The organism is Streptomyces sp. NPDC050617 (genome assembly GCF_040654795.1).
In the GTDB taxonomy this organism is placed as follows: Bacteria; Actinomycetota; Actinomycetes; order Streptomycetales; family Streptomycetaceae; genus Streptomyces.
In genome coordinates this window covers 83,628-105,284 of the sequence record NZ_JBFAIS010000005.1, presented here as the reverse complement: position 1 = coordinate 105,284, position 21,657 = coordinate 83,628, and the positions used below count along the sequence as shown (strand labels likewise).

20 protein-coding genes and 1 pseudogene are annotated in these 21,657 nt (G+C 72.6%); 11 read left to right on the top strand and 10 right to left on the bottom strand.

Annotated features, from left to right (window positions below; all coding sequences use genetic code 11):
- Positions 1-525: pseudogene (locus AB0I49_RS09035) on the bottom strand (hypothetical protein); the annotation flags it as partial.
- A 215-nt stretch (positions 526-740) separates the two neighbouring features.
- Here AB0I49_RS09035 and AB0I49_RS09030 point away from each other — a divergent pair.
- The 8 genes from AB0I49_RS09030 to AB0I49_RS08995 all read left to right on the top strand — a co-directional run bounded on the left by AB0I49_RS09030 (position 741) and on the right by AB0I49_RS08995 (position 7,320).
- Entirely contained in the window at positions 741-1,025 is a 285-nt protein-coding gene (locus AB0I49_RS09030; protein WP_363226173.1) for a hypothetical protein, read from the top strand.
- Positions 1,022-1,273 carry a hypothetical protein gene (locus tag AB0I49_RS09025; protein WP_363226172.1) on the top strand — a complete coding sequence of 84 codons (252 nt, stop codon included), beginning with the start codon at positions 1,022-1,024 and terminating at the stop codon, positions 1,271-1,273. Before AB0I49_RS09030 ends, AB0I49_RS09025 begins: the two co-directional genes overlap by 4 nt.
- A gap of 226 nt (positions 1,274-1,499) precedes the next feature.
- Positions 1,500-2,153, top strand: coding sequence for a GntR family transcriptional regulator (locus tag AB0I49_RS09020; protein WP_363226171.1), 654 nt, complete (start codon positions 1,500-1,502; stop codon positions 2,151-2,153).
- A 48-nt stretch (positions 2,154-2,201) separates the two neighbouring features.
- Complete coding sequence (locus AB0I49_RS09015; RefSeq protein WP_363226170.1) at positions 2,202-2,960, top strand: PIG-L deacetylase family protein; 759 nt, start codon at positions 2,202-2,204, stop codon at positions 2,958-2,960.
- Between the two features lie 49 nt (positions 2,961-3,009).
- The gene (locus AB0I49_RS09010) at positions 3,010-3,726 is read left to right on the top strand and encodes a 4-carboxy-4-hydroxy-2-oxoadipate aldolase/oxaloacetate decarboxylase (RefSeq protein ID WP_363226169.1); all 717 of its coding nucleotides are present in this window, start codon (positions 3,010-3,012) and stop codon (positions 3,724-3,726) included.
- Positions 3,723-4,934, top strand: a complete 1,212-nt coding sequence (locus AB0I49_RS09005) for a 4-oxalomesaconate tautomerase (protein WP_363226168.1) — start codon at positions 3,723-3,725, stop codon at positions 4,932-4,934. The genes AB0I49_RS09010 and AB0I49_RS09005 overlap by 4 nt, the downstream gene beginning before the upstream one ends.
- Complete coding sequence (locus AB0I49_RS09000; RefSeq protein WP_363226167.1) at positions 4,931-5,884, top strand: VOC family protein; 954 nt, start codon at positions 4,931-4,933, stop codon at positions 5,882-5,884. The genes AB0I49_RS09005 and AB0I49_RS09000 overlap by 4 nt, the downstream gene beginning before the upstream one ends.
- Positions 5,885-5,997: 113 nt before the next feature.
- Positions 5,998-7,320, top strand: coding sequence for an MFS transporter (locus AB0I49_RS08995; protein ID WP_363226166.1), 1,323 nt, complete (start codon positions 5,998-6,000; stop codon positions 7,318-7,320).
- A 19-nt stretch (positions 7,321-7,339) separates the two neighbouring features.
- Here AB0I49_RS08995 and AB0I49_RS08990 read toward each other — a convergent pair whose 3' ends face one another.
- The 7 genes from AB0I49_RS08990 to mshD all read right to left on the bottom strand — a co-directional run bounded on the left by AB0I49_RS08990 (position 7,340) and on the right by mshD (position 15,038).
- Positions 7,340-7,759 carry an NUDIX hydrolase gene (locus tag AB0I49_RS08990; RefSeq protein ID WP_363226165.1) on the bottom strand — a complete coding sequence of 140 codons (420 nt, stop codon included), beginning with the start codon at positions 7,757-7,759 and terminating at the stop codon, positions 7,340-7,342.
- A 61-nt stretch (positions 7,760-7,820) separates the two neighbouring features.
- Positions 7,821-8,924 carry a CHAD domain-containing protein gene (locus AB0I49_RS08985; protein WP_363226164.1) on the bottom strand — a complete coding sequence of 368 codons (1,104 nt, stop codon included), beginning with the start codon at positions 8,922-8,924 and terminating at the stop codon, positions 7,821-7,823.
- Positions 8,925-9,135: 211 nt separating this feature from the next.
- Complete coding sequence (locus AB0I49_RS08980) at positions 9,136-11,523, bottom strand: RNA degradosome polyphosphate kinase (protein ID WP_363226163.1); 2,388 nt, start codon at positions 11,521-11,523, stop codon at positions 9,136-9,138.
- A gap of 139 nt (positions 11,524-11,662) precedes the next feature.
- Positions 11,663-12,661: an ABC transporter permease gene (locus AB0I49_RS08975; protein ID WP_363226162.1), complete on the bottom strand. Its 999-nt coding sequence runs from the start codon at positions 12,659-12,661 to the stop codon at positions 11,663-11,665.
- Positions 12,658-13,593 carry an ABC transporter ATP-binding protein gene (locus AB0I49_RS08970; protein WP_363226161.1) on the bottom strand — a complete coding sequence of 312 codons (936 nt, stop codon included), beginning with the start codon at positions 13,591-13,593 and terminating at the stop codon, positions 12,658-12,660. Before AB0I49_RS08970 ends, AB0I49_RS08975 begins: the two co-directional genes overlap by 4 nt.
- A complete protein-coding gene (locus AB0I49_RS08965) occupies positions 13,590-14,018 on the bottom strand; it encodes a GntR family transcriptional regulator (RefSeq protein WP_363226396.1) in 429 nt (142 codons plus the stop codon). The genes AB0I49_RS08970 and AB0I49_RS08965 overlap by 4 nt, the downstream gene beginning before the upstream one ends.
- A gap of 96 nt (positions 14,019-14,114) precedes the next feature.
- Positions 14,115-15,038 carry a mycothiol synthase gene (mshD, locus tag AB0I49_RS08960; protein WP_363226160.1) on the bottom strand — a complete coding sequence of 308 codons (924 nt, stop codon included), beginning with the start codon at positions 15,036-15,038 and terminating at the stop codon, positions 14,115-14,117.
- A gap of 153 nt (positions 15,039-15,191) precedes the next feature.
- Here mshD and AB0I49_RS08955 point away from each other — a divergent pair, with 153 nt between their 5' ends.
- The 3 genes from AB0I49_RS08955 to AB0I49_RS08945 all read left to right on the top strand — a co-directional run bounded on the left by AB0I49_RS08955 (position 15,192) and on the right by AB0I49_RS08945 (position 19,466).
- Entirely contained in the window at positions 15,192-17,009 is a 1,818-nt protein-coding gene (locus AB0I49_RS08955; RefSeq protein WP_363226159.1) for a bifunctional metallophosphatase/5'-nucleotidase, read from the top strand.
- Between the two features lie 75 nt (positions 17,010-17,084).
- Positions 17,085-18,068: an NAD-dependent epimerase/dehydratase family protein gene (locus AB0I49_RS08950; RefSeq protein WP_363226158.1), complete on the top strand. Its 984-nt coding sequence runs from the start codon at positions 17,085-17,087 to the stop codon at positions 18,066-18,068.
- A gap of 159 nt (positions 18,069-18,227) precedes the next feature.
- Positions 18,228-19,466 (top strand): DUF2993 domain-containing protein, encoded by a 1,239-nt coding sequence (locus AB0I49_RS08945; RefSeq protein ID WP_363226157.1) that lies wholly within the window; start codon positions 18,228-18,230, stop codon positions 19,464-19,466.
- 17 nt (positions 19,467-19,483) lie between these two features.
- Here the strand turns inward: AB0I49_RS08945 and AB0I49_RS08940 are convergent, their stop codons facing one another.
- Together AB0I49_RS08940 and AB0I49_RS08935 are read right to left on the bottom strand one after the other, a co-directional pair.
- Positions 19,484-20,896 (bottom strand): HAMP domain-containing sensor histidine kinase, encoded by a 1,413-nt coding sequence (locus AB0I49_RS08940; RefSeq protein WP_363226156.1) that lies wholly within the window; start codon positions 20,894-20,896, stop codon positions 19,484-19,486.
- Positions 20,893-21,630 carry a response regulator transcription factor gene (locus tag AB0I49_RS08935; protein ID WP_363226155.1) on the bottom strand — a complete coding sequence of 246 codons (738 nt, stop codon included), beginning with the start codon at positions 21,628-21,630 and terminating at the stop codon, positions 20,893-20,895. Before AB0I49_RS08935 ends, AB0I49_RS08940 begins: the two co-directional genes overlap by 4 nt.
- Positions 21,631-21,657 lie beyond the last annotated feature (27 nt).

Sequence of the window (21,657 nt, the reverse complement as noted above, 5' to 3'; positions counted from 1 at the left end):
GACCGGCTCCTCAGAGACGACCGACCCGTCCGAGACGGCTGGTCCGTCCGGGTGCCCCTGGGCGCTCGGTTCTTCGAGCGGAGCGACGGTGGGTGGGTGGGAGGAGTTCTTCTCCTCGTTCTTCTTCTTACGGAGATAGTCACCGGCCGTCCGACCGGTCGGCCCGCCGACCGTCGGAGACTGCACACTCGGCGGGACCCCGTCCCGCACCCGGGCCGCCTCCTCGCCGCTCAGAACGGTGTTGGAGAAGACCTGATCCGTAATCCAGCGCCCGCGCTCGACCTGCTCCCGCCAGTCGTGGAAGTAGCCGTCCTCGGTGAGCAGTCGCTTGGCCTTCTGGAACGCCCGCCCCTTGATCCCGACCCGCTCCGCGTGCTCGCTGAGCGGCTTGGCGGTCTCGGACTCGGGGAGGCCCTGTACGTAGATGAGGAGGATCTTGGCGTCACTGTTCAGACGACAATGACGGACGACGTCGTGCGACGCCTTCACGTAGCGCCCGATGGGCGCGATAACATGCCGAAGCATCTCGGTGGGACCTTGATTTCCACTCGCGGTGAAGGCCCTCAGACCGGTGTTGGAGCACCACTGGGGGCCGCTCCGTACGTACGCACGGAGCGTGATGACCCGGTCACAGTACCGCCAAAACCCCACCTCGCGCGCCTGATTGAAGGCTTCGCACACGGCTTCGCACCCGGCGGCGGCGTACGGTGACGGTGACAGCAGGACCAGGGAGGGCGAGCGTGAGCGATATCGCGGCAGCGACGTGGACCACCCGCGTCGGAGGGCAACCGATGGAGATCCCGGCGACCATCGAGGGCATCCGCGCCACCCTGGGCACAGCGGACGCCGAAGCGTACGACGCGGAGATCGGCCGGACCCCGGCCCAGGACCTGCACCGCGTGCTCGCCCGATGGGCGCTGCCGGCCGAGGCCGAAGAAGAGGACGACGCCATCGTCGCCCGCCTGAAGACCGGCGACTTCTCCGGCTGCACCTCGCAGGACAACTCTCGCCCGGGGGCGGCGTGAGCCGTTACCGGATCCAGTACGCGAACCCGGCCGAAGCCGCCCGCCGCGCGATGCGCCCGGAGTTCCGCGCAGCCTTCGAACAGGCGATGACCAAGACCCTGGGCACCGATCCGTACGGGCACGGATCCGCCGCGATCAAGGGGGATCGCGACTATCGCGAGGTCACCGTGGGCGGCGTCTTCGTCGTCTACTACGTCTCCCCCGCCCCCGACGCTCTCGTCGTCACCGCTCTCCGACTCATGCACTGAGACCGCCGGGCCCTGCTTCCCCGAACTCCGGGGAAGCAGGGCCTTGTTGCGTCCGGACATCGGCGGCTGCCGACAAGGCGACGCCCCGCAGCCGCCCTCGCCCTCCTCGCCCCCACCACCGCGAACGGGAGCCCTGCGACCCTGCGCCCATGAAGTGCTAACAAAATCGTTGACAATTCTGTTCGCCTAGATTTAGCGTCGACAGGCACTCACTCAGGGAGGGCACATGCCGAAGGAAGCCCGTCCAGGCTCCGGAGAGCAGGCCAAGCAGTACGCGCTGGAGCGGTTGCGGAAGGCGATCATGCAGGGCGAAATGGCGCCGGCGCAGCGGCTGATGGAGAACGAGCTCGCCGAGCAGTACGGCGTCACGCGCGCCAGCATGCGCGCCGCACTGCTGGAGATCACCTCCGAGGGGCTGGTCGAGCGGATCCGCAACCGCGGATCGCGGGTGCGCGTGGTCACCCTCGCGGAGGCCGTGGAGATCACGGAGTGCCGGATGGCACTCGAAGGGCTGTGCGCGGCCAAGGCGGCGGAGGTCGCCACCGACGCGCAGCTCGACGAGCTGACCGGCATCGGCGAAGCCATGGCCAAGGCGGTCGCCGACGGCGACCCGGTCACCTACTCCGAGCTCAACCACGACCTGCACGCCCTGATCCGGGACATCTCCGGCCAGCACACGGCCGTCGGCCTCCTGGAGCGGCTCAACGCCCAACTGGTCCGCCATCGCTTTCAGTTGGCACTGCGCCCCGGGCGTCCGCAGCAGTCCCTGAGTGAGCACCTGGCGGTAATCAAGGCGATCCGCGCCAGGGATCCGCAAGCGGCCGAAGCGGCCGTTCGGGCCCACCTCAGCAGCGTGCTCGGCGCTCTGCGCGCCGACTGACGCGCTCCTGGGGCGGGTTGGGCACACCTGTCACCAAGGAGACGCAGCATGACCCACGGCAACGGCCTACCCGCCACCGCCCCGCCACGATCGACCCTCGTCATCACCGCACACGCCGGGGACTTCGTGTGGCGGGCGGGCGGCGCCATCGCCCTGGCCGCCGCCCGCGGCGAGAAGGTCACCATCGCGTGCCTGACCTTCGGCGAACGCGGCGAGTCCGCCCAGGCGTGGCGCGAGGGCAGGAAGCTCGACGAGATCAAGGAGTTACGCCGCGACGAGGCCGAGCGCGCCGCCGCCGCGCTCGGCGCGGAGATCCGCTTCTACGACGCGGGCGACTATCCCCTGGTGGCCACCGCCGAGCTGACCGATCAGCTCGTCGCGGTCTACCGCGCCGCCCAGCCCGACGTCGTACTCACCCACCCGGTCGCGGACCCGTACAACGGCGACCACCCCGCCGCCAACCGCATGGCCCTGGAGGCCCGCGTCCTCGCGCAGGCCATCGGCTACCCCGGCGAGGGCGACATCATCGGCGCTCCGCCCGTCTTCTACTTCGAGCCGCACCAGCCCGAGATGAGCGGCTTCAAGCCCGAGGTGCTGCTCGACATCACCGAGGTGTGGGAGACCAAGCGCGAGGCCATGGAGTGCCTCGGCGCGCAGCAGCACCTCTGGGACTACTACACGGATCTCGCCGTACGCCGAGGGGTGCAGCTCAAGCGGAACGCCGGACCGAACCTGGGCCTGGCCCACAAGACCATGGCCGAGGCGTACATGCGCCCGTACCCGCAGATCGCGAAGGAGCTCGCCTGATGCCCGGCGTCATCGTCACCGGTCCGCCCAGAACCAAGGAGTCCGCCTGATGCCCGGCGTCATCGTCACCGGTCCGCCCAGAGCCGAAGCGGAGGACGTCGAGGCGCTCGCCGGCTACGGCACGGCCACCGTCGGCGAGGCGATGGGCCGTACCGGCTTCCTCGGCACGCATCTGCGCCCGGTCCAGCAGGGCGTACGCGTCGCGGGCACCGCCGTCACGGTGCTGTCCTGGCCCGGCGACAACCTCATGCTCCACGCGGCGGTCGAGCAGTGCGGCGAGGGCGACATCCTCGTCGTCACCACCACCTCACCGTGCACGGACGGCCTGTTCGGTGAGCTGTTCGCCACGGCCCTCGCGCGGCGCGGCGTGCGCGGCGTCGTCATGGACACCGGCATCCGGGACACCGCCGAACTGCGGGCGATGGGCTTCCCCGCCTGGTCCGCCGCCGTCAGCTCGCAGGGCACGGTCAAGGCGACCGGCGGCAGCGTCAACGTGCCCGTCGCGATCGGCGGCCAGGTGATCCGCCCCGGTGACGTGATCGTCGCCGACGACGACGGCGTCGTGGTCGTCGAACGCCGGCACGCCCGGCGGACCGCCGAGGCGTCCAGGGCCCGCGAACAGAAGGAGGCCGGAGCCCGCGCCGCCTTCCTGGAGGGGCAACTCGGCCTCGACCGCTACGGGCTGAGGGACACGCTTCAACGGCTCGGCGTCCAGTACCGGACGTACGAGGAGCACCAAGGACAAATGGCGGAGGGGGGTTCATGAACGGGGCCGCGGGGGTGCGCTGCATGCTGATGCGCGGCGGCACGTCCAAGGGCGCGTACTTCCTGGCCGACGACCTGCCCGCCGAGCCGGCCGCCCGCGACAGCCTGTTACTGCGCATCATGGGCAGCCCGGACCCGCGCCAGATCGACGGACTCGGCGGGGCGCACCCGCTGACGAGCAAGGTCGCCGTGGTGTCCTTATCCACCGGACCCGAGGCCGACGTCGACTTTCTCTTCCTCCAAGTCGGGGTCGAGAAAGCCGAAGTGTCGGGTCGTCAGAACTGCGGCAACCTGCTCGCCGGAGTCGGCCCGTTCTCCGTCGAACGCGGCCTGGTCGCCCCCGGCGACGGTGAGACGTCCGTACGCATCCGCATGGTGAACTCCGGTGAACTCGCCACGGCGACCTTCCCGACACCTGGCGGGCACGTCGACTACGCGGGCGGCACGGAGATCTCCGGCGTTCCTGGGAAAGCAGCCGCCACAGTCCTCGAATTCCCTTCGGGAGGCGGCGAGTTGCTGCCCACGGGGCGCGTGCGCGACACGGTCGCCGGTACTGAGGTCACCTGCGTCGACAACGGCATGCCGACAGTCCTGATCCCCGCCGAGCACCTCGGAGTCACCGGCTACGAGGAACCGGCGGATCTGGAGGCGGACGGCGCGCTCGCCGAACGGCTACGGGAGATCCGGCTCGCGGCGGCCGAGCTGATGGGCCTCGGCGACGTCTCCACGGCGACCGTGCCCAAGCTCACCCTGCTCGCCCCGCCCCGCCACGGCGGCGCGGTCACCGCCCGCACCTTCATCCCGGTCCGCTGCCACACCTCGATCGGCGTACTCGGCGCGGCGAGCGTGGCCGCGGGGCTGCGGGTCGAGGGAAGCGTCGCGCACGGCATCGCGGCGCTCCCGGAGCGGGGCGAGCGGCTCCGCATCGAGCACCCCACAGGGTTCACCGACATCGACATCGACACCGGCATCGACACCGACGCCGACGCCGATATCGACAGCAACAGCGACAGCGACGCCGACACCGAAAGCGGCCTCACGGCCACCGCCCCCTCCCCCGACGGCCCGCCCCGCGTCCGCCGCACCGCCGTGGTCCGCACGGCCCGCAAGATCTTCGACGGCACCGTCTTCCCCCGGTCACCCGAGACGGCACCGCTGCCCAAGACCGCACCACTTTCCGCGCCCATCACCACAGGAGGCCAAGGATGACCCCGCCCCTCGGCGACATCGCCCACATCGGCCACGCCCAGCTGTTCACCCCGGACCTGGACGCCTCCGTGGTCTTCTTCACCGACTTCCTCGGCCTGACGGTCAACGGACAGCGCGGCGACACCGTGTACCTGCGCACCTTCGACGACTACGAGCACCACAGCCTGGTCCTCACCGCCCGCGACCGGCCCGGCCCCGGCCGGCTCGCCCTGCGCGTCTCCAGCGAGGAGGCGCTCCGGCGCCGCGTGCGGGCCGTCGAGGACGCGGGCGGCACCGGGCACTGGACCGAGGACGAGCCCGGTCTCGGCAAGCTGTACGTCACCACCGACCCCGACGGCCACGAACACGCCCTGTACTGGGAGAGCGAGCACTACACGGCCCCCGGCGGCCTCCGGCCCGCCCTGAAGAACCAGCCGCAGGCCAAGCCCAACAGGGGGGTGGGGGTGCGGCGCCTGGACCACGTCAACTTCCTGGCCGCCGACGTACTGGCCAACGCCGAGTTCCAGCAGCACGTCCTGGGCGCCCGCCCCACCGAGCAGATCCAGCTCGACTCCGGCGAGATCGGGGCCCGTTGGCTCACCTTCACCGACAAGTCGTACGACGTCGTCTACACCGAGGACTGGACCGGCAGCGAGGGCCGCCTGCACCACATCGCCTTCGCGACCGACACCCGCGAGGACATCCTGCGCGCCGCCGACCTCGCCATCGACACCGGTGTCTTCATCGAGACGGGCCCGCACAAGCACGCCATCCAGCAGACGTTCTTCCTGTACGTCTACGAGCCGGGCGGCAACCGCGTCGAGCTGTGCAACCCGCTCAGCCGCCTCGTGCTCGCCCCCGACTGGCCGCTGGTCACCTGGACCGAGGAGGAGCGCGCGAAGGGCCAGGCATGGGGGCTGCGGACCATCGCGTCGTTCCATACCCACGGCACGCCTCCCGCCCAGGCCTGACCGCCCCGGTCCGGCCCGTCCGGCCGGTCCGACTGCCCCACCGCCCCGACTTCCCCACCGCCCTTGCAGCCAGGGGCGGGGCCCCGCCCTGCTGTCCCGCACGAGAGGGAACAATGACGTCCTCCTCCGCCGCCTCCCCGCTCGCCCAGGCAAGCGCGTTACCGGCCGCCCGCAGAAGCCGTACCGCCGTCATCGCCCTGTGCTGGGGGCTCGTCCTCCTCGACGGCATCGACACGTTCATCTACGGTTCCGTGCTCCCGAAGATGCTCGGCGGCAAGAGCCTCGGGCTCACCGCCGCCACCGCGGGCGCCATCGGCAGCTACTCCACCTTCGGCATGCTGATCGGCACGATCCTCTCCGGCATGGCGTCGAACTGGATCGGCCGCCGCAACACCGTCTTCTCCAGCGTCGCGCTCTTCACCCTCGCCACGCTGGGCACGGGCTGGTCCCAGACCTCCGGCCAGTTCGGGTTCTTCCGCCTCGTATGCGGCTTCGGGCTCGGCGCGCTGCTGCCGATCGCCATCTCGTACGGCATGGAGTTCGCCTCCCGAGGCCGCCGCGCCCTCGCCACCGGCGTCATCATGACCGCGCACCAGACCGGCGGCGCCCTGGCCCCGCTCCTCGCGCTGTGGCTCGTCGAGGACTTCGGGTGGCGCTCGGCCTTCATCGCCTCCGCGATCCCGGCCCTGGTCCTGCTGCCGGTCGCCCTCAAGGCGCTGCCCGAGTCGCCGGCCAACCTGCTCACCCGCGGCCGCCGCGCCGAGGCCGAGGCGCTCGCCGCCGACTTCGGCACCGACCTGCCCGAGGCGAAGGAGAGCGGCACGGACAAGCTGGCCGCGCTGAAGAACCTCTTCCGGGGCGGCCGGTGGACCACCACCCTGTGCTTCTGGCTGACGTCCTTCGCCGGCCTGCTCCTGGTCTACGGGGTCGGCCAGTGGCTGCCGAAGATCATGGTCGATCTCGGCTACGACACCGGCGACTCGCTCCTGTTCTCGACGTTCCTGAACGTCGGAGGCATCTGCGGCATGCTCATCGCCGGCCGCACGGCCGACAGGATCGGCCCGCGCGCCGTCGTCATCGCCTGGTTCGTCCTGACCGCGGTCTTCGTCTACCTCATGGGCGTCAGGATGCCGGTCGGCGTCCTGTACGCGGTGGTCTTCCTCGCGGGCCTGCTGCTCTTCTCCGCCCAGGCCATGGTCTACGCGACGGTGGGCGCCCACCATGGCGACGAGGACCGGCCCACCGCCCTCGGCTGGGTCGCCGGCATGGGCCGCTTCGGGGCCGTCTTCGGGCCGTGGGTCGGCGGCGAGCTCCTCGCCGCGGGCAACGCCGGCGCGGGCTTCACGGTGTACGCCTGCGCCGCCGTCTTCGGCGCGCTGATGATGGCCCTGGCCGCCTTCGCCATCAGGGCGCGCCCGGTCGCCCCGCACACCTGATCAACTCAGGCGGGCCGCGTCACGCCAGATGCAGGGCCGCCAGCAGTGCGTCGACCAAGGGGCGGTCGCGGTCCTGCGTCAGGCGGGCGCGCGCCGCGGCGGGCGGCAGCCACAGCAGGCGGTCCACTTCCCGGTTGGGCTCGAAGGAGCCCTCCGTCGCCTCCGCCGCCCAGTAGCGGACCTCCTTGGGCCGCGCGCCCGCCATGTAGTGGGCGGTGGGGAGGACCGGGCCCGGCGCGCAGTGCATGCCGGTCTCTTCCAGGACCTCGCGCTTCGCGCCGGTCAGGGCGTCCTCGCCGCGCTTCAGCTTGCCCTTGGGGTGGGACCAGTCGTCGTACTTGGGGCGGTGTACGAGGGCGATCTCCAGCCGCCCGTCGACCGGACCGCGCCGCCACAGTACGCAGCCCGCCGCGCGGATGGTCCCGTCCACCATGGTCATTCCGTCGCTCCGCCCATCGCTCGTATCCTCCGGCCGTACGGCGCCCGAGCGCCCGTCCGCGTCACGGCGCCGTCTTCGCCGGCGCCGCCGTCAGCCGCTGCCAGATCCGCCCGAAGGAGAACCGCGCCGCCTCCACCTCGTGCCGTTGATCGGCGTGGAGCACGCCGAGAGCGTACGCGGTGGCCGGGGCGATGCGGGGCGTACGGGCGGCGGAGGCCGCCGCGGCGGCGGCTTCGGCGGCGTCGCGGTGGCGGTCGAGGGCCTGGCTCGCCCCCAGGAGCCGCGCCGCGAAGCCGGGTTCCCCTTCCTCGTCCGGGAAACCCGGTGCGCCCAGGCCCGGCAGGTCCAGCACTTCCTGCGCGTACCGGCGCAGCCGTACGAGCTGCCGTACGTGGTGCCAGGGCGCGTCCTGGCGCTCCGCGGCCGGCGGCGCGTCGGCGGTCTCGGCGGCGGCCAGGCCGTGTACGAGCGCCTCGGCGTTGTACGGATGTCCGGCCAGGCCCAGCGGCAGCGCCTGCACCGCCTCGATGAGCCGCTGGTGCGTGTGCCCGGCCAGCCGCGGCAGCGCCTGGTGGGCCAGCAGGTCCTCGGCGGCGGGGTCCAGCGGCGCTTCGGAGGCGAGTACGGCGACCGCGTCGGCCACCGCGTGGAAGCGCGAGGACCCCATCGACTGGAGCGCCGCCGAGTGCGCGCGAGTCCGCGCCAGCGTCAACTGCCGCTCCAGCAGCGCCCCGGCGCGCGCCGCGCCCACCGTCAGCGCGCTCGCCGGGCGCTCGCCCTCCGCCCGCGCCCGGCCCCGCTCCGCTCCCGCCTGCTGCGGCCGGTCGGCCGCCCCGGAGAGGCGGTGCAGCGCGCCCCGCAGGCGCGTCAGCCGCGCCGCGTACGCGTGCTCGCGCGCCAGCGTGCCCGACAGCCAGGCGAGTTCCGCGCGGAGCTGGTCCGACCAGTCGGTGTCCGTCAGCGGGCGGTAGACGTACAGCGCCCCGCTGATCCGCCGCGCGGAGCGGCGCAGCAGCCGGGCGGCCTCGACGGCGTCGTCCGCGTCGGCGCCGCTCTCCGCGTGGAGCCGCAGGCTGCGCAGGAAGTCCGCGGACCGCGCGTTGAGGTAGCGGGAGAGCACGTCGGCGGCCGTCGGGCCGGACGGTCCGGACGGTCCGGCGGTCATCGGAGGAGCGGATGCCGTCCCTGCCGCGTCGTTCGTCATCATGTCCTCCCCCCGGAGGCCCCGGAGGCTGTCTTCGTAGCGGTCCGCACGGCGCGGCGCGGGCACATCGGCCGACCCCCGCGGCCCCGCGGCGCAAGCGGTCGGAGCGGCCGGAGTCGCCGGAGCGGCGGCCGGGATCGCCGGAGCGGTCGTGGCGGTCGGCGCCGGCCGGTCATGGGGTCGCTGATGAGCCACGCCGGCGCCTCCGGGCGTCTATGAGCATCTCCTGCACGTTCCGCAGCGGCCGGCCGTCCCCGTCCGTGGCGTGCCGCGTCCAGCCGCCGTCCGGGCCGAGGTGCCAGGAGGCGGTGGAGTCGGACAGGCCCGACTCCAGCAGCCGGTTCAGCGCGGCGCGGTGGGCCGGGTCGGCGACCCGTACCAGCGCCTCGATGCGCCGGTCGAGGTTGCGGTGCATCATGTCGGCGCTGCCGAGCCAGACTTCGGGCTCGCCGCCGTTCCCGAAGGCGAACACCCGTGAGTGTTCGAGGAAGCGGCCGAGCACGCTGCGCACCCGGATGTTCTCGCTCAGCCCGGCTACGCCCGGCCGCAGCGCGCAGATGCCGCGCACCCACACGTCGACCGGCACGCCGGCCATGGACGCCCGGTACAGCGCGTCGATGACGGCCTCGTCCACCATCGAGTTGACCTTGATGCGGATGTACGCGGGCCGCCCCTCGCGGTGGCCCGCGACCTCCTTGGCGATCCGCGAGAGCAGGCCGTCGCGCAGCGACGTCGGGGCGACCAGCAGCCGCCGGTAGTTCTCCCGCCGGGAGTACCCGGACAGCCGGTTGAAGAGGTCCGAGAGGTCCGCGCCCACCTGCGCGTCGGCGGTCAGCAGCCCGAGGTCCTCGTACAGCCGCGCGGTCTTCGGGTGGTAATTGCCGGTCCCCACATGGGAGTAGCGGCGCAGCGTGTCGCCCTCCTGGCGCACCACGAGGGAGAGCTTGCAGTGCGTCTTGAGCCCCACCAGCCCGTAGACGACATGGCAGCCGGCCTCCTCCAGCTTCCGCGCCCACTTGATGTTGGCCTGCTCGTCGAAGCGCGCCTTGATCTCCACCAGGACCAGCACCTGCTTGCCGGACTCGGCGGCGTCGATCAGCGCGTCCACGATCGGCGAGTCGCCCGAGGTCCGGTACAGGGTCTGCTTGATGGCCAGCACGGCCGGGTCGGCCGCCGCCTGCTCCAGGAACGCCTGGACCGAGGTGGAGAACGAGTCGTACGGGTGGTGCAGCAGCACGTCCCGTTCCCTCAGCGCGGCGAAGACGTCGGGGGCGGACGCGGACTCCACCTCGGCGAGGTCCCGGTGGGTGCCCGCCACGAACTTGGGGTACTTCAGCTCCGGCCGGTCCAGCGCCGCGACCCCGAACAGCCCGGTGAGGTCCAGCGGGCCGGGCAGCGGGTAGACCTCGGCGTCGCTCACCTTGAGCTCGCGGACCAGCAGGTCGAGCACGTACGGGTCGATGGACTCCTCGACCTCCAGGCGCACCGGCGGCCCGAAGCGGCGCCGCATGAGCTCCTTCTCCAGCGCCTGGAGGAGGTTCTCGGCGTCGTCCTCCTCGACCTCCAGGTCCTCGTTGCGGGTGACCCGGAACATGTGGTGCGCGAGCACCTCCATGCCGGGGAAGAGGTCCTCCAGGTGGGCCGCGATGACGTCCTCAAGCGGCACGTACCGCTGCGGCGACGCCTCCAGGAAGCGGTTCAGCAGCGGCGGAACCTTCACACGTGCGAAGTGGTCATGTCCGCTGACCGGGTTCCGCACGACGACGGCGAGGTTGAGCGAGAGCCCCGAGATGTACGGGAAGGGGTGCGCGGGGTCCACGGCGAGCGGGGTGAGCACGGGGAAGATCTGCTGCCGGAAGAGCGTGAAGAGGCGGTTCTGCTCCTTCTCCGTCAGCTCGGGCCAGCGGATCAGGTGGATACCCGCCTCGGCCAGTTCGGGGGCGACGTCCTGCTGGTAGCAGGCCGCGTGCCGGGCCATGAGCTCCCGCGACCGGGTCCAGATCAGGTCCAGCACCTCGCGGGGCTGGAGCCCGGACGCCGAGCGGGTCGCCACGCCGGTCGCGATGCGCCGCTTCAGGCCGGCGACCCGGACCATGAAGAACTCGTCGAGGTTGCTCGCGAAGATGGCCAGGAAATTAGCCCGTTCGAGGAGCGGCGTCGCCGGGTCCTCGGCGAGTTCCAGCACCCGTTCGTTGAACGCGAGCCAACTGCGCTCCCGGTCCAGGAAGCGGCCCTGCGGCAGGTCCTCGCCGTCCGCCCGCCGGGAGGCGTCCTCGTCGTACGCGTCGGGGTCCGCGTCCAGGTCGGGTTCCAGCTCCCGGACGGCGGGCGCGCCCACGGCGTGCGGGCGGTGCGCCGCTATGGAGCCGACCGAGGGCTGCGGCGGCGGGTCGGCCGGGGCCTGGTTCCGTGCGGTCTTCCGGGGGTCCGACGGACGCTCCTGCGGAGAATGCAGCATGTGGCCATTGTTCCGCGCGAGCGGTACCACGGGCGCGTCGGAAAGCGGCTCGTGGGCGGCGCGGAGCCTGCGGTCGGGGGGATCGGGCACAGCGGGCTGCATTCAGCGATGCTCGCAACCGCAATTGAATCGCCGGTAACGCGCACATGGCGCTTAGGAAATCGGGACGCTACCCCGCGGCGTCGACGGCGCCGCGGGGACGTCGCGCTGGACGCCGCGGAGGATGCCGGGGATACAGCCCTCAGCGGTTGCCGCGCCGCATCCAGCCCACCGTGAACCACACGAGCGCCGCGGCGAGGACGACGACCAGCGCCGCCTGCGTCCATTGGAGCGTCCAGAACTGCGAGGCGGGGTGGTAATCGCTGAACCCGCCGACCACGTGGTGATCGGTGAGGCACTCCTGCTGCACGGTCGAGCGGACCGGGCACGCCTCCTCGGGCAGGTGGCCGCCGGTCGCGGTGACGTACCCCTGCCGCCACCCCCAGTCCATGCTGTTCAGGGTCGGGAAGTCCTTGCCGACCTTCGTGCGGGACCCCGCCAGATACGGCCGCAGCGCCGCGAACGCCCAGGTCAGCACCTCGAAGACGACCAGCGTCACGGCCATCGAGACGAGCGTGCGCTTGATCAGCAGCCCGGCTGTCGCGCCGACGGCGACGCCGAGCAGGGCGTACGCCACGGGCGCGACGCCGAGCTTGTCGAAGCCCTGGTACCAGCTCTGGCCGGGCAGCAGGTCCTGGACCGGCCACCAGGCCCAGGTGTGCAGCGCGCTGAGCGCCGTGAGGCCCGAGACCGCGAGGACGGCGGGCAGCGCGAGCTTGGCCGCGAACCAGCGCATCGGGGTGACGGACTGCGTCCAGGCCAGCTGGTACGTGCCGCTCTCCAGCTCGCGGGCGATCACCGGCCCGGCCACGAACAGGCCGAACAGCAGCGGCAGGAGCCCGACGAACAGCCCGGTCGCCCTGAGCAGCTCGCCGTAGTCCGTCTCGACCCCCATGGCCTCGGTGGCGCAGTCGGTGTGCGCGCCGGCGTCGGCGCAGTGCCGCAGGGTCGTACGGATGTAATCCGTCATGGCGGTGCGCAGCCACACGAGTTCGATGACGAGCGCGAGGAAGACGACCGCCGATATCCACAGGGTGAGCCGGTGCTGGCGCAGCACCAGCCAGGTGACCCCGTGCACCGGCGAACGGTGCGGGTCCGAGGCGGTGCGCGGCGTGCGCCCGGTCGTCGCAGTCGCCGTCATGCCGCCGCCTTCCGGGCGCGCGGCTCGGCGCTGGGGGTGAACAGGCAGGGGGCGGCGGGCGAGCGCAGATAGCCGAGGAGCAGCTCCTCCAGGGACGGTTCGACGGCTTCCCAGGGGCCGGTGACCGGGCCCTCGGACCGTACGAGCGCGGTGAGCTGGCGGCCGGTGGTGCGCGACTCGATGACGGTGTGCGGCGCCAGCTCCGGCCGGTGCGCGCTCCCGTCCTTGCGGCCGACGACCAGCGAGTGCGCGGCGAGCAGGTCCTCCACCTCGCCCGCGAGCCGCACCCGGCCGCCGGCCACCAGCAGCAGGTAGTCGCAGATCCCGTCGAGGGAGGCGAGGACGTGCGAGGACATCAGGACGGTGGTGGCGTGCTCGGCGGCCTCGGTCATCAGGGCGGCCGTCATCTCGTGCTGCACGAGCGGGTCGAGGTCGCTCATCGGCTCGTCCAGCAGCAGGATCTCGGGGCGCTTGGCGAAGACGAGGGCGAGGGCGACGCGGGTCCGCTGGCCGCCGGAGAGGGCGGCCACCCGGCGGCCGAACGGCACGCGCCCCTCGCCCAGTACGCGCTCCGCCGTGGCCTGGTCCCAGCGGTCCGGATTCAGCTCGCGGCCCACTCGCAGCGTCTCGCGGACGGTCAGGTACGGGTACAGGGGCTTGTCCTGGCCGAGGTAGCCGACGCGGGGCCGCAGGGCGGGGTCGGCGGGCCGGCGGCCGAAGAGCTCGATGCGGCCCTCGGTCGGCCGCCGCAGTCCGGCGGCCAGCGCGAGCAGGGTGGACTTGCCCGCGCCGTTGGGGCCGACGAGCGCGCAGACGCGGCCGGTGGGGATCCGGAAGGTGCAGTCGCGCAGGGCCCAGCCGCGCCAGTGCTTGCTGCCCAGCCCGACGGCCTCCACGGCGGTCCGGTCCGGCTGATAGGTCAGGTCGGTCATCCGGTTCCCTCGGTCACTGCGTTCGGTGCGGGCGACGGGCCGCCGTCGTCGAATTCCGCTTCCAGGACGGACATGACCAGCGCGGCCGCGTCCTCCCGGTCGAGCCCGGCGGCGCGGGCGCGGTCCATCCAGCCGGCCAGTTCGGCGCGGAGCGGCGAGTCGGCGGCGGCGCCCGGCCGGGCGAGCGAGCGGCGCACGAAGGTCCCCAGCCCCGGGCGGGCCTCCACCAGGCCCTCGCGGTCCAGTTCCCGGTACGCCTTGAGGACGGTGTTGGGGTTGATGGCGGTGGCCGCGACGACCTCTTTGGCGGTGGGCAGCTTGTCGCCGGGGGCGAGCAGCCCGAGCCGCAGCGCCTGCTTGGTCTGCTGGACGATCTGCAGATAGGTGGCGACTCCGCTTCGCCGGTCGATGCGGAACTCGACCACGCACATCACCCTTCCACTATTTGCCTAGTGAAAGGGTGATGTGTGGCACGGCCCGGTGTCAAACGGACGGAGGCCGACCGGAGGCATCCGGGGCGCTCAGGTCTCCGTCCGGTACATCAGATCCGTCTCGTGCGTCACGAACCCGAGCCCCTCGTAGACCGTGACCGCCGGCACGTTGTCCGCGTCGACGTAGAGCATCGCCGTCGGCAGCCCCTCGGCCGCCAGGTGGCGCAGCCCGATCGCGGTCAGCGCCTTGCCGAGCCCGCCGCCCTGCGCGCCCGGCCGCACCCCGAGCACGTACACCTCGCCGAGCCCCTCGGCCGCGTGCACCTTCGTCCAGTGGAAGCCGACGATCTGCCCGTCCCGCTCCGCGAGGAAGAACCCCTTCGGATCGAACCAGCCCGCCGCCTTGCGGTCGTCCAGGTCCCGCTGCGTCAGCGCGCCCTGCTCGGGGTGGTGCGCGAAGGCCGACGCGTTCACCGCCAGCCACGCCGCGTCGTCCTCGCCGGGCCGGAAGGTCCGTACGGACACCCCGGCGGGCAGGACGGGCTCGCCCAGCTCCAGGTCCTTCAGCGGCCGCCGCAGCTGCCGCAGCTCGCGGAAGAGGGAGAGCCCCAGCACCTGCGCGAGGTGCCGGGCCGCCGGGTGGCCGCCGTGCGCCCACACCCGCAGCCGCTTGCCGGACTCCCGCAGCAGCGCGTTCCCCAGGGCCCGGCCGTGGCCCCTCCCCCGCCGCCCGGGGCGCACCACCAGCTCCGCCGCCGGGGCCTCCACCGGGTCCGCGTCCTCCAGCTGCCCGTACCCGACGAGCTCCCCGTCCTGGGCCCACAGCAGCAGGTGGCGCACTCCGTCGCGGCGGCCGCGCAGATGCAGCCGCCCCTGCTCGGAGACGGCGGGCTGGCCGTCCGTACGGGCCGCCTCCTCCACCAGGTCGAGCACGGCCTGCGCCGTCTGGGGCGCGAGTTCCTCCAGCACCTCGATCCGGCGCTCGCCGGCTGTCTCGTTCACCATGTCGCTCATGGGGTGAGCCTACGGCGGAGCCGCCGCGCGCCCCCTCCCCCGTCGTCGGGCGGCAACCGGCCCGTAACCCGTTCCTCCTGTCGGGCTACGCGCGCGGACCGTAGGCTGCCGCCCACCCGACGTACTCGCCACGCCGCCCACGAGGGGGAGCCCATGGCCGCCATACCGCACCGCGGACGTCCCGTACGAAGACTGGCGGCCGCCGCTGCCGCGCTCGCCACCGCCGCCGGGGTGCTCTCCGCCGCCGCCCCGGCCGGCGCCGACAGCGCCACCGCCGCCCGCCACCGGCCGCAGCACACCGTCGACGTGCAGCTGCTCTCCTTCAACGACCTGCACGGCAACCTCGAACCCCCGCAGGGCTCCTCCGGCGCCGTCACCGAGCGGCAGCCCGACGGGACCACGAAGGCGGTGCCCGCGGGCGGCGTGGAATACCTCGCGAACTCGCTGCGCACGGCCCGCGAGGGGCACCCGTACTCCGTGACCGCCGCCGCGGGCGACATGATCGGGGCGAGCCCGATGCTGTCCGGGCTCTTCCACGACGAGCCGACGATCGAGGCGATGAACCGGCTCGGCCTCGACGTGACCTCCGTCGGCAACCACGAATTCGACGAGGGCCGGGCCGAGCTGACGCGCATGCAGCGCGGCGGCTGCCACCCCAAGGACGGCTGCTTCGAGAAGGGCAGGACCTTCAAGGGCGCCGACTTCCCGTATCTCGCCGCCAACGTCACCGACGAGAAGACCGGCCGCCCCATCCTCAAGCCGTACACCGTCTGGAAGCACAAGGGCGTGAAGATCGGCTTCATCGGCGTCACGCTGGAGGGCACGCCGGACGTCGTCACGGCGGAGGGCGTCAAGGGCCTCCGGTTCCACGACGAGGTCGAGACGATCAACAAGTACGCCAAGGAGCTGAACCGCCAGGGCGTGAAGTCGATCGTCGCCCTCATCCACGAGGGCGGCCTGCCCGCCTCGACCTCGTACAACTACGACTGCGACAGCCCCGGCCCCGGCGACGGGATCTCCGGGCCCATCGTCGACATCGCCAAGCACGTCACACCCCGCGTCGACGCGCTCGTCACCGGCCACACCCACCAGGCGTACGCCTGCACCATCCCGGACCCCTCCGGCGCCCCGCGCACCGTGACCTCCGCCGCCTCCTTCGGCCGGCTCTACACGGAGACGACGCTCACCTACGACCGCCGCGGCGGCGACATCGTCCGTACGAGCGTCCGCGGGCCGAAGGCCGCGAACCACGTCGTGGACCGCACCCAGCCGAAGGCCCCGGACCTGACCTCGCTCCTGGACCGCTGGAACAAGGTGGCCGCGCCCGTCGCGAACAAGCCCGTCGGCTACATCTCCGCGGACATCGACGGGCGGGGCTCGGCCGCGTACGAGAAACCGCTCGGCGACGTCATCGCCGACGCCCAGCTCGAAGGGCTCGCCCCGGACGGCAAGGGCGGCGCGCAGCTCGCCTTCATGAACACCGGCGGCATCCGCTCCGACCTCGCCCACAAGGCGTCGGGCGGCGAGGGCGACGGCGTCGTCACCTACGGCGAGGCGTTCACGGTCCAGCCCTTCACCAACATGATGACGACCGTGGACCTCACCGGGGCGCAGGTCGTCGCCGCCCTCCAGCAGCAGGTCAGCGGGGCCAACGCGGCGCAGCCCCGCATCCTCCAGGTCTCGAAGGGCCTCACCTACACCCTCGACCTCACCAAGTCGGGCGCGGACCGCGTCGTGACGAGCTCCATCAAGCTGAACGGCGCGGCGATCGATCCGGCGAAGACCTACCGGGTGGCGATGAACGAGTTCCTCACCGGCGGCGGCGACGGCTTCCCCGCCTTCAAGGAGGGCAGGAACAAGCTCGTCGGCGCGTCCGACCTCGACCTCTTCGTGGCGTACCTCAAGGCGCACTCCACCCCGTCGGCGCCGCTGGCCCCGCCGCCCGCGGACCGCATCACGATCATCAAGTGACCCGGTTTCACCCGCGATTCCGCTGAGAGCGTGCGCTGCTTCCGTACCTCGCCGCCGTCGGGCAGAGTCGCCGCCATGAAGCTGCTGATACTGGGTGGAACGGAATTCGTGGGCCGCGCCGTCACCGAGGAGGCGCTGAAGCGGGGCTGGGAGGTGACCGTGTTCCACCGCGGCCGCCACGCCCCGCCGCCGGGCGTCACCGCCGTCCTCGGCGACCGAACCGCCGAGGACGGCCTGGCCGGACTCGCCGAGGGCGAGTGGGACGCCGTCGTCGACACCTGGGCGGGCGCGCCCTCGGCCGTACGGGACGCGGCCCGGCTGCTGTCCGGCCGCGCCGCGCGCTACGCCTACGTCTCCAGCCGGTCCGTGTACCGGCACCCCTGCGCGCCGGGGCTCGACGAGAGCGGCGAGCTGGTGGGCGGCTCGCCCGACGACGGCGACGTCGAGTACCCGGAGGCCAAGCGCGGCGGCGAACTGGCCGCCGTCGCCGCCTTCGGCGACCGGGCGCTGCTGGTACGGGCCGGGCTGATCCTCGGCCCCTGGGAGAACGTCGGCCGACTGCCGTGGTGGCTGAACCGCATGGCCCGCGGCGGCCCGGTCCTGGCCCCCGGCCCACACGGCTCGGGCATCCAGTTCATCGACCCCCGCGACCTCGCCGCGTGGACCCTGGGCGCGATCGAGCAGGGGCTCGGCGGCCCGTACAACCTGGTCAGCCCCCAGGGCCACGCCACGATGGGCGAACTCCTCGACGCCTGCGCCCGCGTCACCGGCGGCGCGGCCGAACTGCGCTGGACCGACCCGGAGAAGATCCTCGCCGCGGGCGTCACGCCCTGGACCGAACTGCCGGTCTGGCTGCCGCCGGGCGAACTGCACGAGACGATCCACGCCGGAGGCTGCGCCAAGGCCGTCGCCACCGGGCTGCGGTGCCGCCCGGTCGCGGAGACGGTCGCCGACACCTGGACCTGGCTCCAGTCCCTCCCCGGCCCGGCGCCGCAGCGCTCGGACCTCCCTCCGATCGGGCTGTCCCCGGAGAAGGAAGCGGAGATCCTGGGGAGCTGAGAGCCGCGGAAGGGCCGCGCGGCACACCGCCGGCTCCCCGCGGCCGACGACGTGCCGCAGCGGCCGACAGACCCGTCACATTCGGCACGTACCCCCGGTAGGACTTGCGTTCGGGGGGACTTGGCGTGTTGGGATGGCCCGATGCGCTCCCCCACACGCATGCCCAACCCTCCCCATGGCCCCGTCGAGCACACTCCCCACACCCCGCCCGACGAGCCGTCCCCCCGCCCGTACCCCAACCCGTACGACGAACTCGGCGCGCTCGCCGGGCCCGAGGACGACCCGCTCCGCCTCGGCCTGCGGTACGAGAACGACGAAGACCCCGACGACGACTGGTCGCCGCCCGTACACCGGCGCGGCGGCCACGCCCGCAGACGCTTCGCCGCCATCCCCATCACCGTGAAGCTGCTGGTCACCGCCGTCTTCCTCACCGCCTTCGCGCTGCTCGCCGACCGCTGCGCCGTGATGTACGCGGAGAAGCAGGCCCAGCACAAGCTCCAGCAGGACATGCACCTGGCGACCGCGCCCGAAGTGGACATCAAGGGCTTCCCGTTCCTCACGCAGGTCCTCGACAAGCGCCTGGAGGAAGTGGACGTCACGATCCCGGACGTCGCCGCCGACCGCGTGTCGCTCGCGAAGGTACGGGCGGCCGCCAAGGACGTACGGATCACCGGCGACCTGCCGACGTCCGTACGCGGCGCGGTCATCGGCAGCATGGACGGCGACGTGCTGCTGACCTTCGAGGACATGAACCGCGAACTCGGCGCCTCCCAGGTGAGATTCAGCGACCGCGGCGACAACTCCATCCGCGCCGACGGCAGGCTGGACGTCGCCGGGCAGGAACTGCGCGTCGAGGCGCGGGCGCACATCCGCCGCGAGGGCGACCGCGGCGTCTCCACCGACGTCGACGGCATGCTCCTCGACATCCCCGGCGTGGCCGCGTACCGGCCCGGCAAGCACGAGGGGCTCCGTCTCCACCGCGAGCTGGCCGACCGGATCAGCCGGGACGCGGCGCGCGCGAAGGCGATGCTGTCGGTGCCCGCCGTCGTCGACCGGCTCGGCGTGCCGCGCGGCACGGTCAAGGCGGCGCTGCACGACGAGGACCGGCTCCACAAGCTGACCGGGGCCCCGCGCTTCGCCGACAAGCTGATGAAGGTCAACCTGGTGGACGTGGTCGTGGACCACCCCTGGCTGCTGGAGAAGGTCGGCATCGACCCGAAGCTGATCTCCGGGGTGATGAGCCTCAAACCGCCCGAGCTCTCGGACCGGCTGTCCCTCGCCTTCGAGCTCCCCAAGGAGGCGAAGGACCTGCACCTGCGGAACGTCAAGGTCGAGCGGGACGGCATCCGCGCGGACCTGGTGGGCTCGGACCTGCCGTTCGGCGACGCGAAGAAGTAGCCGCGCGGCCCCGCCCGCTACAGGGCGGGCGGCTCCGTGGGCGCCCCCGGAATGCGCAGCGACGCCACCGTCCCGCCGCCCTCCGCAGCCCGCAGCGCCACCTCGCCGCCCGCCTGCTGGACCGTACGGGCCACGATCGACAGGCCCAGCCCGCTGCCGGGCAGGCTGCGGGCGGACGGCGAGCGCCAGAACCGCTCGAAGACGTGCGGGAGGTCGTCGGCGGGGATGCCCGGCCCCCGGTCCCGTACGGTCAGCTCGCCCTTGTGCAGCGCGACGTCCACGACGCCGCCCGCCGGGCTGAACTTCACCGCGTTGTCCAGCACGTTGACCAGCGCCCGTTCCAGCGCGGCGGGTTCGGCCCGTACGTACCAGGGCTCCAGTTCGGCGTTGATCGTCAGCCCGGTGCCGCGCAGCCGGGCCCGCCGCACCGCGCGTTCCGCGCTCTCGTGCAACGCGACGATCTGCATCGGCCCGCTGCCCGGCGCGGCATCCGGGCGGGACAGCTCCTGGAGGTCGCCGATCAGGTCGGACAACTCCGTCATCTGCGCCTTCACGCTGGCCAGCAGCTCCTTGCGGTCCTCGGCCGGGATCGCCCGGCCGGTGTCCTCGCTGCGGGCGAGCAGGTCGACGTTGGTGCGCAGCGAGGTGAGCGGGGTGCGCAGTTCGTGCCCCGCGTCGGCGATCAGCTGCTGCTGCCGGTCGCGCGAGGAGGCGAGCGCGGCGGTCATCGAGTTGAAGGAGCGGGAGAGCCGGGCGATCTCGTCCTCGCCCTCGACGGGGATGCGTACGGCCAGGTCCTCGGTGCGGGCGATGTGCTCGACGGCGCCGGTCAGCTGGTCCACGGGGCGCAGCCCGGAGCGCGCGATCCACAGCCCGGCGGTCGCCGCGCCGACGACGCCGACCCCGGCGACGGCGACGAGGAGCAGGACCAGCCGGCTGAGCGCCCCGTCGATCTCGCTGAGCGGCCGGGCGATGGAGACGGTGAACTGGCGGTCGTCGACGACGAAGTTCCGCGTCAGCACCCGGACGGACTCGCCCTTGTCGGTGGTGCCGTCGTGCAGTGCGCTCCGCTCCAGCCCCTGCGCGACCGCGATATCCGACGTCGTCACCTTCACGGCCTGGGACCACCGCCCGACGCAGCGGGTTCCGTCAGGCTGGACCACCTGCATAGGGGCCACCGTCGGGGGCGCTTTGTCATTGCTCGTGGACTTTCCGGAGCCACAGTTGATCGCGGTGTCCTGGATATAGCCGCCCGCGACGGTGGTGTTCTGCAACGAGCTGTCCAGCTCATCGAGCAGCTGGCTGCGGGTCAAGAACCAGCAGGCGAACGCGGAGGCCGCCACCGCGACCGCCACGGCCGCCGCCGTCAGGATGGCCAGCCGGGAGCGCAATGGCAGCCGGTTGAACCGGCGCGCCACCGGTGAGCTCATTCGGCGCCGCCGTCGGACCGGAGCACGTACCCCACGCCGCGCACCGTGTGCACGAGCCGCGGCTCGCCGCCCGCTTCCGTCTTGCGGCGCAGGTACATCACATAGACGTCGAGGGAGTTGGAGGACGGCTCGAAGTCGAAGCCCCAGACGGCCTTGAGGATCTGCTCGCGGGTGAGGACCTGGCGGGGGTGGGCGAGGAACATCTCCAGCAGGGTGAACTCCGTGCGGGTCAGCTCCACCTGCCGCGAGCCGCGCACCACTTCGCGGGTGGCGGGGTTCATGCGCAGGTCGCCGAAGGAGAGCACGTCCTCGTCGCCGTGTCCGGCGCCGGCCTCGGCGGCGTACGAGCTGCGGCGCAGCAGCGCGCGGATGCGGGCCAGCAGTTCGTCCAGCTCGAAGGGTTTGACCAGGTAGTCGTCGGCGCCGGCGTCGAGGCCGGTGACGCGGTCGCCGACGGTGTCGCGGGCGGTCAGCATCAGGATCGGCACGGTGACCTTGTTGGCGCGCAGCCGCCGGGCGGCGGTCAGCCCGTCCATGCGGGGCATGAGGACGTCGAGGACGATCAGCTCGGGGTCGTAGCCGGCGACCTTCTCGACGGCGTCGAGGCCGTCCACGGCGAGCTCGGTGCCGTACCCCTCGAAGGCGAGGCTGCGGCGGAGCGCTTCGCGGACGGCCGGCTCGTCGTCGACGATCAGGATGCGGGCGGGCTGGTCGCCGTGTTCGGCGGGGGTCATCGGGTTACCTCACGGTGGGACGGGACG